The sequence below is a fragment of the Bradyrhizobium barranii subsp. barranii genome (assembly GCF_017565645.3).
Classification (GTDB): Bacteria; Pseudomonadota; Alphaproteobacteria; order Rhizobiales; family Xanthobacteraceae; genus Bradyrhizobium; species Bradyrhizobium barranii.
Genome location: NZ_CP086136.1, coordinates 1,610,779 through 1,628,080, shown reverse-complemented (window position 1 = coordinate 1,628,080; position 17,302 = coordinate 1,610,779). Strand labels below are relative to the sequence as shown.

Sequence of the window (17,302 nt, the reverse complement as noted above, 5' to 3'; positions counted from 1 at the left end):
CCAGCCTCCCCGGCATACCCTTCCGTCATCAGGCAGGATGCCGCACGAGGTCCGCCATGGACGCCGTTCCATCACTCGACAGCTACGAGCTCTCAGACCGCTACGACCGCGAAGAGGGCCGTGTCTTCCTCACGGGCACGCAGGCCATCGTCCGCATCGCGCTCGACCAGGCGCGGCGCGACCGCGCCGCCGGGCTGAACACCGCCGGCTTCATCTCCGGCTACCGTGGCTCGCCGCTCGGCGGCGTCGATCTCGAGCTCTGGCGCATCCAGGAGCGGCTCAAGCGGGATCGCATCGAATTTCTCCCTGCGGTGAACGAGGACCTCGCGGCAACGGCAGTGCTCGGCTCGCAGCAGGTCGAGACGCAGGCAGATCGCGAAGTCGATGGCGTGTTCGGGCTCTGGTACGGCAAAGGCCCAGGCGTCGATCGCTCCGGCGATGCCCTCAAGCACGGCAACGCCTATGGCTCCTCGCCGCGTGGCGGCGTGCTGGTGGTCGCCGGCGACGACCATGGCTGCGTATCCTCCTCGATGCCGCATCAGTCCGATGTCGCCTTCATGAGCTGGTTCATGCCGACGCTGCACCCCGCAAGCGTCAGCGAATATCTCGAGTTCGGCGAATACGGCTACGCGCTGAGCCGCTTCTCCGGCATGTGGGTCGGCTTCAAGGCGATCTCGGAGATTGTCGAGTCAGGTGCATCCGTCGCGCTGCACCCGCCGCGCGCCTTCCAGACGCCTGACTTCACGCCGCCGCCGGGCGGACTGCACTATCGCTGGCCCGACCTGCCGGGCCCCCAGATCGAGGAGCGGCTGGAGGCGAAGAAGCACGCGGTTTACGCCTTTGCAAAAGCCAATCCGATCGATCGCCACATCTACGATATTCCCAATGCCACTTACGGCATTGTCACGACGGGCAAGGCGCATCTCGACCTGATGGAGGCCCTGCGGCTGATGGGCCTCGATGAAGCGGCCTGCCGCAACATCGGCATCGACGTCTACAAGGTCGGCATGGTCTGGCCGCTGGCGCTGCACGACGCGATGGACTTCGTGAAAGGCAAGCGCGAGATCCTCGTGGTCGAGGAAAAGCGCGGCATCATCGAGAGCCAGTTCAAGGAATATTTTTACGACTATCCAGGCTCAAAGCCCGAGCGCATGGTCGGCAAGCACGACGAGCGAGGGGCGCGGCTGATCTCCTGGATCGGCGAATTGTCGCCGCGTGCGCTTGCTGGCGTGCTCGCACGCCGGCTCGATCCGATGTTCCCAGGCCTCAATCTCGCCGCACGCGCGGCCGGCTTGATGCCCGAGGCCGCGCGCACGATCAACGTCAGCGGTGCGACGCGCACGCCGTATTTCTGCTCCGGATGTCCGCACAACACGTCGACGAAGGTGCCGGAAGGCTCCAAGGCACTGGCCGGCATCGGCTGCCATTTCATGGCGAGCTGGATGGACCGCGAGACCTCCTCGCTGATCCAGATGGGCGGCGAAGGCGTCAACTGGGCGGCGTCGTCACGCTTCACCGGCCACAAGCACGTGTTCCAGAATCTCGGTGAAGGCACCTACTATCACTCCGGCTCGATGGCGATCCGGCAGGCGATCGCCGCCAGGGCCAACATCACCTACAAGATCCTGTTCAACGATGCGGTGGCGATGACCGGCGGCCAGCCGGTCGACGGTCCCATCAGCGTGCATGCTATCGCCCACAGCGTTCGCGCCGAAGGCGTGGGGCGCATCGCGCTGGTGTCGGACGATCCCGCGCAGTTCTTGCCGGCAGACCTGCCGATCGGCGTGACCATCCATCCTCGCGAGGAAATGGACGCCGTGCAGCGCGAGCTGCGAGACATTTCCGGCGTCTCTGTCCTGATCTATCAACAGACCTGCGCCACCGAGAAGCGTCGCCGGCGCAAACGCGGACAGATGGCCGACCCAAGGCGCTTTGCCTATATCAACGATCTCGTCTGCGAAGGCTGCGGCGACTGCTCGGTCGAATCCAACTGCCTCAGTGTCGAGCCGAGGGAGACGCCGTTCGGTCGCAAGCGCCAGATCAATCTCTCGTCCTGCAACAAGGATTTCTCCTGCCTCAACGGCTTCTGCCCGAGCTTTGTCACCGTCGAAGGCGCGACGCGCCGGAAGAAGAGCGCGAGCGAGATCGACGTAGTCGGTCGCGCGGCTACGCTTCCCCTGCCCGCTCCCGCCACGCTCGATCGTCCCTACGATTTGCTCGTGACCGGCGTCGGCGGCACCGGCGTGATCACGGTCGGCGCGCTGATCGGCATGGCCGCGCATCTGGAGCGGCGTGGCGTCTCCGTGCTGGATTTCACCGGCTTTGCTCAGAAATTTGGTCCCGTGCTGAGCTTCATCCGCCTTGCATCAAGTCCGGACGCGCTGCATCAGGTCCGCATCGACCAGGGCGCGGCCGACGCGCTGATCGGCTGCGACCTCGTCGTCAGCTCCTCACCTAAGGCGTCCGGCACCTATCACCGCGGCACACGCGCAGCGGTCAATACCGCGGAGATGCCAACCGGCGACGTCGTCCGCTTCCGCGACGCCGATCTCGCCTCACCCGCCCGCCTGCGCGCGATCCGACAAGTCATTGGCAACGACAATCTCGACACCATCAACGCCAACGCGCTCGCCGAGCGGCTGCTCGGCGATGCCGTCTATGCCAACATCATCATGCTCGGCTTTGCCTGGCAGCGCGGGCTTATTCCGGTCGCGCTGTCGGCGCTGCTGCGTGCGATCGAGCTCAACGGCGTCGCGGTCGAGCGCAACAAGCAGGCCCTTGCCTGGGGCCGGATCGCCGCGGCCGATCCGGAGTTTTTACCGAAGGCATACGAGGCGCCCGAAGCCGAGACGCTCGATCAGATCATCGATCGCCGCGCCGATTTCCTCGCCGCCTATCAGGACAGGGCCTATGCGGCGCGTTACCGGACGAGCGTCGCGAAGGTCCGCCGTGCCGAAGCCAACCTGAACAGCGAGGCGCTGACCGAGGCGATCGCGCGCGCCCTGTTCAAGCTGATGGCCTACAAGGACGAACACGAGGTGGCGCGCCTGCACATGCAGAGCGGTTTCCTCGGCGAGCTGAAGCGCGAGTTCGAGGACGGTTTTCGCATCCAATATCACCTCGCGCCGCCGTTCCTGCCGTCAAAACCCGACGCACGCGGCCGTCCGCGCAAGCGCGCTTTCGGTCAGTGGATCCAGATGCCGCTCGCGATGCTGGCGCGGTTGAAGGGATTGCGCGGAACGCCATTCGATCCGTTCGGCTACACGGATGAGCGGCGCACTGAACGGGAATTGATCGCCTGGTATGAAGGCCTGATCGAACGCATGCTCGGCCAGCTCGACGCAGCGCATCTACCCGACCTCGTTGCCGTCGCAAAGGCGCCGATGGAGATCCGCGGCTACGGACCAGTGAAGGACACCGCGATCGCCAAGGTGAAGCCCGAGGTCGAGCGGCTGCTCACGAATTTGACGACGTCGGTAACGCAAAAGATGCACGCCCACGGTTGACGCGGCACCAGTGAGGCCTCAGCCTCCGGACTTTAGGCGGCACCCTGTTGGCGCCCCTGCAATCGGATGACGCATCATGGATTTGGACCAGTTGACCCTGAGTCAGGCCGTCGCCGACCTGCGCGCCGGGAAAGTCACGAGTACCGCACTCACGACGGAAGCACTGAGCCGCGCCAAAGCCCATGCCGAGCTCAATGCCTTCGTCACGCTGGACGAGGCCGGCGCCCTGAAGGCCGCGGCTGCGTTCGACGCGACGGGCGACAGGACAAAGCCGCTCGGCGGCGTGCCCATCGTGATCAAGGACAATATCGAGGTCGCGGGACTGCCCTGCAGCGCCGGCACACCGGCACTGAAGGACTACGTTCCGAAGGCTGACGCGCCCGTAGTCGCGAAGCTGCGGGCTGCAGGCGCCGTCATCATCGGCAAGACCAGCATGCACGAGCTCGCCTTCGGCATCTCCGGCTACAACACCGCGTTCAAGACCGGCGCGGAGTTCGGCGTGCGCAACGCTTATGACCGCACGCTGATCGCCGGCGGCTCCTCGTCCGGCACGGGCGCCGCGCTCGGCGCGCGGATCGTCGCGGGCGGGCTCGGCACCGACACCGGCGGATCGGTCCGTGTCCCCGCCGCGTTGAACGGATGCGCCGCGTTGCGCCCGACGGTCGGGCGCTATCCGCAAGAGGGTATTGCGCCGATCTCGCACACCCGCGACACCGCGGGGCCCATGGCCGCGACGATGGCAGATGTCGCGCTGCTCGATCGCGTGATCGCCGGCGGCGACGAGGTTACGCCGGCTGATCTGAAGCAGGTGCGGATCGGCATCGCGAAGGCGATGCTGACCAATCTCGACGCTGACACGGAAGCCGCGTTCCACGCGGCGATCGCAAAAGTGAAGGCGCAGGGCGTCACGGTCGTCGAGATCGAGATGCCTGAGCTCGCCGAGCTCAACGGCCAGGTCAGCTTTCCCGTCGCGCTGTATGAGGCCTATGACGACATGGTCGCCTATCTCAAGCACACCGGGACCGGCCTCAGCGTCGAGGCGCTGGCAGAGAAGATCTCCAGCGCCGACGTGAAAGGCATCTATGATGGCATGGTGATCCCGCGAAAACTGCCCGGACCCGACAACGCGCTGTTCGACGCGAGGCCGATCTATGACGCCGCGATCACGACCGCCCGCCCCGCGCTTCAGGCGCTCTACAGCGATACGTTTGCCAGCAACAAGCTCGACGCCGTCGCCTTCCCGACCACGCCGCGCGTTGCAATTGCCTCCAACCCGGACGCCAGCAGTCTCGAGAATTTCGGCCTGATCATCCAGAACACCGATCCCGGCAGCAATGCCGGCATTCCCGGCGTCCAGATTCCGATCGCGCTTGGCGCGACGAGCAAATTGCCGATTGGACTTGAGCTGGATGGCCCGGCGGGCAGCGATCGCCGCCTGCTTGGGATCGGCATGGCGCTCGACAGCGTGTTCGGGCGGCTGCCCGCGCCACACTAACGCTATTGTAGGGTGGGCAAAGCGACTTGTCCGCCGTAGCTCGCAGAGCGAAGGCGGAAGCGTGCCCACCATTGGTGCCGATTAGAAAAGATGGTGGGCACAGCGCTTCGCGCCTTTGCCCACCCTACAGTTCTGCCACCGCCGCGCCGCTCACGCATACGGATTGATCAGCTTCTGCTGCTCGGCGCTGTGCTGGACGAGCATGTCGATGAAGGTCCTGACCTTCGCCGACAGATGATGCCGATGCGGATAGACCGCGTTCATCGACATCTCGACCGGCCGGTACTCCGGCAGGAGGCGCACCAGCCGGCCCGCATCGAGGTCATCCCCCACCAGAAAGCCGGCCGCAAGACTGATGCCGGCGCCCTGCAACGCGGCCTCGCGCAGCGCTTCGCCGCTGTTGGTGATCAAATTGCCGGAGACGCGGACCGAGGCCGGCGTGCCCTTGCGATCGAAGAAGCGCCACTCGTCGAAGGGATAGTTGATGTGGCGCACGCAATTGTGCCCGGCGAGTTCCTCGAGCGTCTGCACGCGCCCATGCGCCTCGATATAGCCGTGCGAGCAGCAAAGCACGTGTCGCCAGGTCGCCAGGCTCCGCACGATCAGGCTGGAGTCCGGCGGCGCGACCATGCGCAGCGCGAGATCAAAGCCCTCCTCGATCAGATCGACATTGGTCTCGCCCATGCGCAGATCGACCTTGACCTCCGGATAGGTCGCGAGGAATTCGGCCATCACGGGCGCGACGAACGGCACCATGTGGGTGGCGGTGTGAATGCGCAGCGTGCCGCGGGGCGTCGATTGCAGCGCGCCGGCGATGTCATCGGCTTGTTCTAGATCGGCGAGGATCTGCGTCGAGCGGTCGTAATAGGCCTTGCCGATTTCGGTGAGGCTCACTTTTCGCGTGGTGCGGTTGAGCAGCCGAACCCCGAGCCGGTCCTCCAGCGCCTGGACGTGGTTGCTCACCATGGTCGTGGACATGTTGAGCCGGCGGGCGGCGGCGGAAAATCCGCCATTTTCGACCACCCGGACGAAGGCGGTGAGACTGGTGAAGCGGTCCATCGGTCTGGCTCCGGATTATCCGCTATGGGTGGATAATGCTTCCATTTCTTCCGGGATTATCACAAGCGGGAAGACAGCGCATCTTGCCGGCATCAACGGCGCACCGTTCGGACCGGGGCGGTTGGGAATTCCGAGGATGCCATGTCGAACGCTTCTTATGCTACTGAAACCAATCAGAAAATCAGCTTTCGTCCATCCCGGCAGGCGATCAAGCGGGCGGCCATCGGCTTGGCACTGGCCCTCGGAATCGCCGCGGCCGGCGACTTCGGCTACAACTACCTGAGCACCGGCCGTTACCTCGAATCCACCGACGACGCCTATGTGAAGGCGGATTCCACCATCATCGCCCCCAAGGTTTCCGGCTACATCGCGAAGGTGCTGGTTGGCGACAACGAGAAGGTCCGGGCCGGCCAGCTCCTCGCGAAGATCGACGACCGCGACTTCAAGGCCGCGCTCGACCAGGCCCGCGCCGATGTCGCCGCCGGCGAAGCCTCGGTGCGCAACATCGATGCCCAGCTCGAGCTGCAGCAGCCGATCATCGAGCAGAGCACGGCCGACGTGGCCGCGGCCGACGCCAATCTGAAATTCGCGCAGGAAGAACGCGCCCGCTACGACGACCTGATGAAGTCGGGCTCCGGCACGATCCAGCGTGCGCAACAGACCGATGCGGCGCTGCGCGCCAGCAACGCCCAATTGCAGCACGCCAAGTCGGGCCTGGTGGCCGCACAGCGCAAGGTCGATGTGCTCACCACCCAGCGCGCCCAGGCCACGGCGCAGCTCGACCGCGCCCGCGCGGTCGCACAGCAGGCAGAGCTGAACCTGTCCTACACCGAGATTACCGCACCGGTGGACGGCACGGTCGGCGCACGCTCATTACGCGTCGGCCAGTATGTGCAGGCCGGCACGCAATTGATGGCGGTGGTGCCGCTCGATGCGGTCTATGTCGTCGCGAACTTCAAGGAGACGCAGCTCACGCATGTGCGTGCGGGCCAGCCGGTCGAGCTGCAGGTCGACAGTTTTCGCAATCGCACGCTGCGCGGTCATGTCGACAGCCTTTCGCCGGCCAGCGGACTTGAATTCGCGCTGCTGCCACCCGATAACGCCACCGGAAATTTCACCAAGATCGTGCAACGCGTGCCGGTGAAGATCGTGCTCGACGACCACAGCCTGACCGGCCTGCTCAGGCCCGGCATGTCGGCGGTGCCGACCATCGACACCAAGGCGACTGTGCTGACCGAGCGCGAGACGGCCAAGCGACTAGCCGACAACGCCTCCCGCCCGAACGGCGGCTGAAGCCGGGAAGGCCGGCAGGATTATCAAATCCTGCCGGATGATCCTTCCCACGCTTCCTCGATTATCAAAACCAACCGCCTAATGCATCCTGTCTCCGTGACCGAGACGAGGCTTCCATGAGCACGCCCCAACCGACCGCCGACACCGCCTCCGCTGCCAGCATTCCAGCCCCTGCTGCGCCCGCCACGCCGGCGGTTTCCGCAAAAACCTGGATCGCGGTGATCGGCGCGACCCTCGGCGCCTTCATGGCGGTGTTGAACATCCAGATCGTCAACGCTTCGCTCGCCGACATCCAGGGCGCGATCGGCGCCGGTATCGACGATGGCGGCTGGATCTCGACCTCTTATCTGATCGCCGAGATCGTGGTGATCCCGCTCTCCGGCTGGCTTGCGCAGGTGTTCTCGATCCGCATCTATCTGCTCACCAATGCAGTCCTGTTCCTGGTTCTGTCCGCGGACTGCGCACTGGCGCAGGACCTGCCGCAAATGATCGTGCTGCGCGCGGTGCAGGGTTTCACCGGCGGCGTGCTGATCCCGATGGCCTTCACGCTGATCATCACGCTGTTGCCTCGCGCCAAGCAGCCCGTCGGCCTTGCGCTGTTCGCGCTGTCGGCGACGTTCGCACCGGCGATCGGCCCGACCATCGGCGGCTATCTCACCGAGAATTTCGGCTGGCAGTACATCTTCTACGTCAACCTCGTGCCCGGCGCGATCATGGTCGGCATGCTCTGGTACGCGCTCGACGCCAAGCCCATGAAGCTTGCGCTGCTGCGCGAGGGCGATTGGGCCGGCATCATCACCATGGCGATCGGCCTGTCGGCGCTTCAGACCGTGCTGGAAGAGGGCAACAAGGACGACTGGTTCGGCTCGCCCTTCATCGTCAAGCTGTCGGTCATCGCCGCCACCGCGCTGACCGCCTTCCTGATCATCGAGCTCACGGCGAAGAAGCCGCTGCTCAATTTGCGCCTGCTGGTGCGCCGCAATTTCGGCTTCGGCATGCTCGCGAACTTCCTGCTCGGTGTCGCGCTCTACGGCTCGGTGTTCATCCTGCCGCAATATCTGGCGCGCATCCAGGGCTACAATGCCGAGCAGATCGGCATGGTGCTGGCCTGGACCGGACTGCCGCAACTCGTGCTGATCCCGCTGGTGCCGCGCCTGATGCAGAAGTTCGACGCGCGGATCATCATCGGCGTCGGCTTCGTCCTGTTCGCGGCCTCGAACTTCCTGAACATTTATATGACCAACGATTACGCTGCCGACCAGCTGTTGTGGCCCAATGTCGTCCGTGCGATCGGCCAAGCGCTCGTGATGGCGCCGTTGTCGGCTGTGGCAACCGCCGGCATCGAAGCGGAGAATGCGGGCTCGGCCTCGGGCCTGTTCAACATGATGCGTAATCTCGGCGGCGCCGTCGGCATCGCGCTGCTTCAGACGTTGCTGACCAAGCGCGAGCAATATCACTCCAACGTGCTGACGCAGTCGGTCTCGGTGTTCGAGCAGGCGACGCGGACGCGGCTGGAGCAGCTCACCCAGTATTTCATCAATCACGGCGTGCTCGACCGCGCCGACGCCGCGCATCGCGCCTATGTCGCGATCGGCCATACCGTGCAGAAGCAGGCTTACATCTTCGCCTTCAGCGACACCTTCTATCTGCTCGGCATGGCACTGATCGTGGCCCTGATCGCCGTATTCTTCCTGAAGAAACCCGGCCAGACCTCGGCCGGTGGAGCTCACTGAGATCAACCCAAGAGACTAACTCAAGCAAAGGAGAACGACCATGAAGCCCCGCATGAACTTCTACCAGGCCGCCCCCGACACGATGAAGGCGCTGATGGCGCTGGAGGAGCAGATCCAGTCCACGGGACTCGAGAAATCGCTGATCGAGCTCGTCAAGATCCGGGCGTCGCAGATCAACGGCTGCGCCTTCTGCATCAACATGCACACCGAGGACGCCCGCAAGCGCGGCGAGACCGAACAGCGCATCTATCTGCTCAACGCCTGGCGGGAATCCCCGCTCTATACCGATCGCGAGCGTGCCGCGCTGGCCTGGACGGAATCAGTGACGCTGATCTCCGAGACCCACGCGCCGGACGACGTCTACGAGCAGGTCCGCGCGCAATTCTCCGATGCGGAGGCGGTGAACCTGACGATGCTGATCGGGGCGATCAATGCCTGGAACCGGATCGCGATCGCGTTCCGCGCGGTCCATCCGGTCAAGGTGAAGGCGTCGGTGGCGTAGGCCGCAACGCCGCCTCGCGCGCAAATCTCGTAGGGTGGGCAAAGGCGCACTTGCGCCGTGCCCACGTCTTCTGACGCCTTCGCTGAAGGAACGGTGGGCACGCTTCGCTTTGCCCACCCTACGACAGCGGAGTTTGCGGCTCAGACCGCCGTCGCCTTGGCGAACTCGATATAAATCTCCCGCAGCCGCGTGGCCATCGGGCCGGGCTTGCCGTCGGCGACCTTGTTGCCGTCGATCGCAACCACCGGCTGGACGAACAGCGACGCCGAGGTGGCGAAGGCTTCCTTGGCGGCGAGCGCCTCGGCGACCGTGAAGGAACGTTCCTCGACGCGGAGCTGACGCTCTTCGGCGAGCGCCACAACGGCCTTGCGGGTGCAGCCCGGCAGGATCGCGTTGGAGTTCTTGCGGGTCACGATGACGTCGTCCTTGGTCAGGATGAACGCCGAGGACGAGCCGCCCTCGGTGACGTAGCCGTCTTCCAGCATCCAGGCCTCGCCGGCGCCGGCTTCGGCCGCGGCCTGCTTCGCCAGAACCTGCGCGAGCAGTGCCACGCTCTTGATGTCGCGCCGCTCCCAGCGGATGTCGGGCACGGTGATCACGTTGATGCCGGTCTTGGCCGAGGCGGCGTTGATGATGTCCTTCTCGGAGGTGAACATCACCAGGCTCGACTTGACGTCGCCCTTGGGAAAGGCGAAGTCGCGGCCCTTGTCGGCGCCGCGCGTGACCTGCAGATAGACGAGGCCGTTCTCGACCTTGTTGCGCGCGATCAGCTCCTTCTGGAGCTCGGTGATGCGCTCGACCGTCTCCGGCAACTTCAGCTTGATCTCGCCGACCGAGCGCTCCAGGCGCGTCAGGTGCGAAGCGTTGTCGACCAGCTTGCCGTCGAGCACCGCCGAGACCTCGTAGATGCCGTCGGCGAACAGGAAGCCGCGATCAAGCACCGAGATCTTGGCGTCCGAGAGCGGGACGAATGAGCCGTTGACGTAGGCGATCGAGTCCAAGGCAGGTCTCCTGGCGGGAGTGGGGAATTTGGCCACCGGTATAGGAGATTTGGCGGGCCCGATAAACCCCACTCTTCGTCATCCCGGGGCGCGCGTAGCGCGAGCCCGGGATCCATACCCCCGATGGTGATTATGGATTCCGGACCCGCGCCAAGAGGCGCGTCCCGGAATGACAGCAGAGGTTAATGCGACAAGATCTTCGACAGGAACTTCTGCGCGCGGTCGCTGCGCGGCTTGCCGAAGAAGTCCTCCTTCGCCGCGTCCTCGACGATCTCGCCGCGGTCCATGAAGATGACGCGGTTGGCGACCTTGCGGGCAAAGCCCATCTCGTGGGTGACGACCATCATGGTCATGCCTTCGCGGGCGAGATCGACCATGACGTCGAGCACCTCGCTCACCATCTCGGGGTCGAGCGCCGAGGTCGGCTCGTCGAACAGCATGACGATCGGGTCCATGGCAAGCGCGCGGGCGATCGCGACGCGCTGCTGCTGGCCGCCGGAGAGCTGCGCCGGAAATTTCTGCGCCTGCTCCTTCAAGCCGACGCGGTCCAGGAGCTGCATACCCTTTGCCACAGCCGTGTCGGACGACCGTCCTAGCACCTTCTGCTGCGCGAGGCAGAGGTTGTCGATGATCTTCAGATGCGGGAACAGCTCGAAGTGCTGGAACACCATGCCGACGCGCGAACGCAGTTTCGGCAGATTGGTCTTGGGGTCATTGACCTTGGTGCCGTCGACGCTGATGTCGCCCTCCTGGAACGGCTCCAGCGCATTGACGCATTTGATCAGCGTCGACTTGCCCGAGCCCGAGGGGCCGCAGACCACGACGACCTCGCCCTTGGTCACGCTGGTGGTGCAGTCGGTCAGCACCTGGAAGGTCGGGGTGTACCATTTGTTGACGTGGCTGATTTCGATCATGACCGATGCGCTCTATCGAATGATGGCGATGCGCGACTGGAGGCGGCGAACGCCGAAAGACGCGATGCAGGAAATGGTGAAGTAGACGACGGCGGCAAACAGATACATCTCGACCAGACGGCCATCGCGCTGCGCGACCTTGCTGGCCGCGCCGAGGAAGTCCGGGATCGACAGCACGTAGACCAGCGAGGTGTCCTGGAACAGCACGATGGTCTGCGTCAGCAACACCGGCAGCATGTTGCGGAACGCCTGCGGCAGCACGACGTAGCGCATGGTCTGCGCGTAAGTCAGGCCGAGCGCGTTGGCGGCGGCCGGCTGGCCGCGCGAGATCGACTGGATCCCGGCGCGCATGATCTCGGAGAAGTACGCCGCCTCGAACATGATGAAGGTGATGAGCGAGGATGCGAACGCGCCGACGCTGATTGGACGCGAGGCGCCGGTCACCCACTGCCCGATATAGGGCACCAGGAAATAGAACCAGAAGATCACCAGCACCAGCGGCAGCGAGCGCATGAAGTCGACATAGACACCCGCGATGCGCCCGAGTGTCTTGTAGCCGGACAGCCGCATCAGGGCGATCGCCGTGCCGAAGATCAGGCCGCCGAGGGCGGCGAGCGCCGTCAGCGTCACCGTGAAGGTCATGCCCTCGTAGAACAGATAGGGCAGCGAGCGGCGGATGACCTCGAAATCGAGATTGCTGAACATGGTGCTATTTCCCCGTGATGTAGCCGGGGATCGCGACCCAGCGCTCGAGGAAGCGCATCGCCGTCACGACAATGGCGTTGACAAGGAGATAGAGCAAGGTCGCGGCCGTGAAAGCCTCGAACACCTGGAACGAGAATTCCTGCATCGAGCGCGCCTGACCAGTCAGCTCGATCAGGCCGATCGTGATGGCGACAGCGGTGTTCTTGATGGTGTTGAGGAACTCGGAGGTCAGCGGCGGCAGGATGATGCGGAACGCCATCGGCAGCAAAATGTAACGATAGGACTGCACGGTGGTGAGCCCGAGCGCGGTCGCCGCCATTTTTTGGCCGCGCGGCAGCGAGCCGATACCGGCCTGCAATTGTATCGCGACGCGGGCCGACATGAAGAAGCCGATGCCGATCGCGGCCGTCCAGAACGGCGCGTTCGGCAGCTGCTTCAGCCAGAGGCCGGCGGCCTTCGGCAGCAATTCCGGCAGCACGAAGAACCACAGGAACAGCTGCACCAGCAGCGGCATGTTGCGGAAGAACTCGACCCAGCAGAAGCCGAACCAGTATGCGCCCTTGGACGGCAGCGTGCGCATGACGCCGACGAGCGAGCCGAAGATCAGCGCGATGATCCAGGCGAGCGCCGCCGTCTTGAGGGTCAACACCAGTCCCGACAGCAGCATATCGAGATAGGTGCCGGTCCCCATCGGGTTCGGCTCGAAGAAAATTCCCCAGTTCCAGTGGTAGTTCACGTGTCCCCCGCGCGAACGCGCCAGCTATGGATGTCCCGGCGCCTATGCAAATGTCCGGCCACTCTGGTGTCAAGAGTGGCCGGACATGATCCCGATCCGGAGACCGAGGTTATATCTTACTTGTAGTCGTCCGGGTTCGGCGAGTCCGAAGGTTTCGCGAACTCGTTCTTCAGCTCGGCCGAGATCGGGGTGTTGAGGTTGAGGCCCTTCGGCGGGATCTTGGCCGTGAACCACTTATCGTAGATTTTCAGGCCCTCGCCGGAGGTGTAGAGCGCAGCGGTTGCTGCATCGACCACCTTCTTGAACGGCGCGTCGTCCTTGCGCAGCATGATGCCGTAGGGCTCAGGCTTGGAGAACGCGTCCTTGGAGATGACATAGTCGTCCGGCGTCTTCGAGCCGGCAACGAGGCTCGCGAGCAGAACGTCGTCCATCACGAAGGCGACCGCGCGGTCGGTCTCGACCATCAGGAAGGCCTCGGCATGGTCTTTGGCCGGGATGATATTGGCACCCAGGCTCTTCGCGACATTGGCCTCGGTGAGCTGCTTGATGTTGGTGGTGCCGGCGGTGGAGACCACCGTCTTGCCCTTGAGATCGTCGATCGACTTCAGGCCGCTCGACTTCTTGAAGACGTAGCGGCTGGCAGTCAGATAGTGCGTGTTGGTGAAGGCCACCTGCTTCTGGCGGTCGGCATTGTTGGTGGTCGAGCCGCATTCGAGGTCGATCGTGCCGTTGGCCATCAGCGGAATACGGGTCGCCGAAGTCACCGGATTGAGCTTGACCTCGAGCTTGTCGAGCTTGAGCTCCTTCTTCACGGCGTCGACGATCTTGTAGCAGATGTCCATCGCGAACCCGACGGGCTTCTGGTTGTCGTCGAGATAGGAGAACGGGATCGAGGAATCGCGGAAGCCGAGCGTGATGGCGCCGGTGTCCTTGATGTTCTTCAGCGTGCCGGTCAGCTCCTGGGCCCCGGCCTGGCTGACGGCGAAGGTCGCGGCGAGCGCGAGGCCGATGCTACGGAAATGTCTCACTTTTTTATTCCCCTTTCAGGATGATGCGGCCAGGATGATGCGGCCCGGATGCAAGCACAGATTGGGCCGGATTAGAATGTGACTTTCGGCTGGATTGCGGCTCAGGTTAATGGCACAGCTTAATGGCTTGGGCAATTCCCCTAGATCCCAGAACAGCCCGGCCATCACCGTCAAGGCCTCTTCGGTCAATGGCAGCAGGATGTGCTCATTGGGCGCATGCTGGGAGCAGCCGGGATAGGAGTGCGGGACCCAGATCGTCGGCAGGCCCAGGATCTCGGAAAACACGTCGTTGGGCAGCGAGCCGCCGAAATTCGGCAAAACGGCCGGCGCCTTGCCGGTGGTCTCCTTAACCGAATCCGCCGCCCACGTGATCCAGGGGCTGTCGAAATCGGTGCGCGACGCCGCAAAGCTCTGGGCGGCCCGCACCTCGACCATCGGAAAGCCCTTTTGCACCAGATGCGCGCGGACCGCATCGATCAGGCCATCGACCTTGGTGCCGACCACGAAACGCAGTTGCAGCACGGCATTGGCGTGGCCGGGGATGGCATTCGCGGGCTTCTCGATATTACCGGACGACATCGCCAGCACTTCGAGCGTGTTCCAGGCATAGAGCCGCTCGGCGGCCGACAGCCCTTCCTCGCCCCAGTTCTCCGCGAGCGCCGGCTCGTCCTCGGTCGGCACCACCTGCACGTCGGCAAGATAGCTGCGGATCTGGTTGGTGAGCCGCGGCGGCTTCAGCGTGTCGAGCTGAAGCCGGCCATGGCCGTCGACCAGCGTCGAGATCGCGTTGAGGAGAATGGTCGCGGGGTTGGCGAGCACGCCGCCCCAATTGCCGGAATGATGGCCGCCGTCGCGCAGATTGACGTCGAGATGAATGCGGATGCCGCCGCGGCAGCCCAGGAACAAGGTCGGCCGGTCGGCCGACAGGCGCGGTCCGTCGGAGGCCATGAACAAATCGGCCTTGAGCGCATCGCGATTGAGGTCGCAGACCTTGCCGAGATCGGGCGAGCCGATCTCCTCGCCCATTTCGACGATGAATTTTGCGTTGAAGCCGAGCTTGCCGCCGCGGGCCTCGCGCACCGCGCGGAGTGCCGCCATGTTGATGCTGTGTTGGCCCTTGTTGTCGGCGGTGCCACGGCCATAGAGCCGCGTGCCCGCAACCGTCGTGCGCCAGGGATCGCGGCCGTCGCGCCACTCCCCCTCCATGCCGTCGACGACGTCACCATGGCCGTAGATCAGCACGGTCGGCGCTGACGCGCTCTCGTGATGCTCGGCGAACAGGAACGGCGCCTTGCCGCTCGGAGATTCGACGATGTGGCTGGTAAAGTCGAGCGCAGCAAAGGAGGGGATCATCTCCTGTTCCAGATAGGAACGCAGTTCGGCGCCGCGCGACGGATTCTGGCTCTCAGTCTTGAAGGCGACGCGGCGGTCGAGTTCAGCGAGGAACGCGCCGGATTTGAAATCCTCACGGGCGCGGGAGATGGCGTCGGCTCTGGTCATGATTTGCTTTTCGGACTTCGAGGCGAAGGACCCTACCCGAGACAGGGTGGCCTTCGAAAGTGGCGGGGACTTGGACAGTTCTTGTAGTTCTCTTGCGATTTCGTTCTTGCTCTCTTGAGATTGGCTTGCCAAGAGCGGGAGCGCCGCTGATTTTGGCCTTGCCAAGCGCAAGCCTTTCTATTCTTGGCCCTTGCCAAGGGCCAAGAATATGCAAGAACTTCGCCAAGTTGAGGCGCACGTTTATCATTCGAAGAGCGCTCGGTACAGGGCGCCGGGGGATCATCATGGCCAAGCAGATCAGGCTCAACGCCTTTGCGATGAATTGCGTCGCGCATCAATCACCCGGGCTGTGGACCCATCCGCGCGATCGCACCGCCGAATATAACCGCCTGCCCTACTGGATCGATCTCGCCAGGACACTGGAACGCGGCCGTTTCGACGGGTTGTTCCTGGCCGACGTGCTCGGGGTCTACGACGTCTATGGCAGCAGCCCTGACGCGGCCTTGCGCAACGCAGCGCAGACGCCGTCGAACGAGCCGCTGCTGCTGCTCTCGGCGATGGCGGCGGTGACCAAAAATCTCGGCTTCGGCGTCACCAGCAATCTGTCCTTCGAACCGCCCTACCCGTTCGCGCGGCGGATGTCGACGCTCGACCATCTCACCGAGGGACGGATCGGCTGGAATGTCGTCACCGGCTATCTCGACAGCGCCGCGCGCGGCGCCGGCAAGGACAAGCAGACCGGACACGACGATCGCTACGACATCGCCGACGAATATATGGAGGTCGTCTACAAGCTCTGGGAAGGCAGCTGGGAGGACGACGCCGTGCTGCGCGACCGCAAGCGCGGCATCTTCACCGATCCGAGCAAGGTTCATCGCATCGATCATGAGAGCGCGAATTATCGCATCAACAACACCATCCATCTCAGCGAGCCGTCGCCGCAGCGGACGCCGGTGCTGTACCAGGCCGGCACCTCGCCGCGCGGGCGGCAGTTCGCGGCGAAGCATGCCGAATGCGTGTTCATGTCGGGACCATCGGCCAAGATCATTGCGCCGCGCGTCTCCGCGATCCGCCAGGAAGCCGCCGCGCTCGGCCGCAATCCGGCGGAGATCCTGATGTTCAACATGATGACGATCATCCTCGGCAACACGGAAGCCGAAGCGGCGGCCAAGTATGCCGACTACCGGTCGCATATCAGTCCGGAAGGCGCGCTGGCCCTGATGTCGGGATGGACCGGCATCGACTTCTCCGGCTACGAGCTCGACCAGCAGGTGCGTCACGTCCAGAACGATGCCGGCCGCAGCGCACTCGACAACGTCACCCGCGGCGACCCCGACCGCGTCTGGACCGTCCGCGACGTCATCGAGCATGTCGGTATCGGCGGCGCCGGCCCGGTCGTGGTCGGCACGCCGGAGAGCGTCGCTGACAAGATCGAGGATTGGTTCGAGAAGACTGACGTCGACGGGCTGAATGTCGCGTTCGCGATCTCGCCCGGCGATTTCGAGGACATCGCCGACATGCTGGTGCCGGAGTTGACCAAGCGCGGCCGCTACAAGCCGGAATACGCAAAGGGCACATTGCGGGAGAAGCTGTTCGGCGACGGCCGCGCAAGGCTCGACGCACCGCATCCGGCTGCTGGATATCGGGTGGGGAAGAAGGGGTAGCCGCGAGGTACGCTGTCATGCCCCGGCTTGCCGCCTTCGCCAAAAGGCTTCGGCGGCCGAGCACCCTTGTGGCCCCGGCGTAGCCTTGGCGGAGCCGGGACCGGGGCATCCAGTACGCCGCGGCCTATCGAGGAATCACAGCCGTCTCTGGAATACTGGATCGCCC

12 protein-coding genes and 1 pseudogene are annotated in these 17,302 nt (G+C 64.3%); 6 read left to right on the top strand and 7 right to left on the bottom strand.

Going from position 1 to position 17,302, the window contains the following annotated elements; genetic code table 11:
* Positions 1 to 56 precede the first annotated feature (56 nt).
* Positions 57 to 3,506, top strand: a complete 3,450-nt coding sequence (locus tag J4G43_RS07930) for an indolepyruvate ferredoxin oxidoreductase family protein (protein WP_208084444.1) — start codon at positions 57 to 59, stop codon at positions 3,504 to 3,506.
* Positions 3,507 to 3,582: 76 nt separating this feature from the next.
* Positions 3,583 to 5,001, top strand: a complete 1,419-nt coding sequence (iaaH, locus tag J4G43_RS07925; protein WP_208084443.1) for an indoleacetamide hydrolase — start codon at positions 3,583 to 3,585, stop codon at positions 4,999 to 5,001.
* Positions 5,002 to 5,151: 150 nt separating this feature from the next.
* Here the strand turns inward: iaaH and J4G43_RS07920 are convergent, their stop codons facing one another.
* Positions 5,152 to 6,060 carry a LysR family transcriptional regulator gene (locus J4G43_RS07920; RefSeq protein WP_085403408.1) on the bottom strand — a complete coding sequence of 303 codons (909 nt, stop codon included), beginning with the start codon at positions 6,058 to 6,060 and terminating at the stop codon, positions 5,152 to 5,154.
* A 141-nt stretch (positions 6,061 to 6,201) separates the two neighbouring features.
* Here J4G43_RS07920 and J4G43_RS07915 point away from each other — a divergent pair, with 141 nt between their 5' ends.
* From J4G43_RS07915 to J4G43_RS07905, 3 genes are all read left to right on the top strand, one after another.
* On the top strand, positions 6,202 to 7,353 hold the full coding sequence (locus J4G43_RS07915; RefSeq protein WP_208084442.1) for an HlyD family secretion protein: 1,152 nt from the start codon (positions 6,202 to 6,204) through the stop codon (positions 7,351 to 7,353).
* Between the two features lie 116 nt (positions 7,354 to 7,469).
* Complete coding sequence (locus tag J4G43_RS07910) at positions 7,470 to 9,086, top strand: MDR family MFS transporter (protein WP_208084441.1); 1,617 nt, start codon at positions 7,470 to 7,472, stop codon at positions 9,084 to 9,086.
* Between the two features lie 40 nt (positions 9,087 to 9,126).
* Positions 9,127 to 9,588, top strand: a complete 462-nt coding sequence (locus J4G43_RS07905; protein ID WP_208084440.1) for a carboxymuconolactone decarboxylase family protein — start codon at positions 9,127 to 9,129, stop codon at positions 9,586 to 9,588.
* Between the two features lie 140 nt (positions 9,589 to 9,728).
* Here J4G43_RS07905 and J4G43_RS07900 read toward each other — a convergent pair whose 3' ends face one another.
* From J4G43_RS07900 to J4G43_RS07875, 6 genes and pseudogenes are all read right to left on the bottom strand, one after another.
* Positions 9,729 to 10,589, bottom strand: coding sequence for a D-amino-acid transaminase (locus tag J4G43_RS07900; RefSeq protein WP_208084439.1), 861 nt, complete (start codon positions 10,587 to 10,589; stop codon positions 9,729 to 9,731).
* A gap of 182 nt (positions 10,590 to 10,771) precedes the next feature.
* Positions 10,772 to 11,503: an amino acid ABC transporter ATP-binding protein gene (locus J4G43_RS07895; protein ID WP_014491857.1), complete on the bottom strand. Its 732-nt coding sequence runs from the start codon at positions 11,501 to 11,503 to the stop codon at positions 10,772 to 10,774.
* Between the two features lie 12 nt (positions 11,504 to 11,515).
* A complete protein-coding gene (locus tag J4G43_RS07890; RefSeq protein ID WP_166083568.1) occupies positions 11,516 to 12,208 on the bottom strand; it encodes an amino acid ABC transporter permease in 693 nt (230 codons plus the stop codon).
* Between the two features lie 4 nt (positions 12,209 to 12,212).
* On the bottom strand, positions 12,213 to 12,944 hold the full coding sequence (locus J4G43_RS07885; RefSeq protein WP_071909464.1) for an amino acid ABC transporter permease: 732 nt from the start codon (positions 12,942 to 12,944) through the stop codon (positions 12,213 to 12,215).
* 116 nt (positions 12,945 to 13,060) lie between these two features.
* Positions 13,061 to 13,972: an amino acid ABC transporter substrate-binding protein gene (locus tag J4G43_RS07880; protein ID WP_063985668.1), complete on the bottom strand. Its 912-nt coding sequence runs from the start codon at positions 13,970 to 13,972 to the stop codon at positions 13,061 to 13,063.
* Between the two features lie 117 nt (positions 13,973 to 14,089).
* Positions 14,090 to 15,472 (bottom strand): annotated as a pseudogene (locus J4G43_RS07875) (M20 family metallopeptidase); the annotation flags it as partial.
* 284 nt (positions 15,473 to 15,756) lie between these two features.
* Here J4G43_RS07875 and J4G43_RS07870 point away from each other — a divergent pair.
* Positions 15,757 to 17,136, top strand: a complete 1,380-nt coding sequence (locus J4G43_RS07870) for an LLM class flavin-dependent oxidoreductase (protein ID WP_208084438.1) — start codon at positions 15,757 to 15,759, stop codon at positions 17,134 to 17,136.
* Positions 17,137 to 17,302 lie beyond the last annotated feature (166 nt).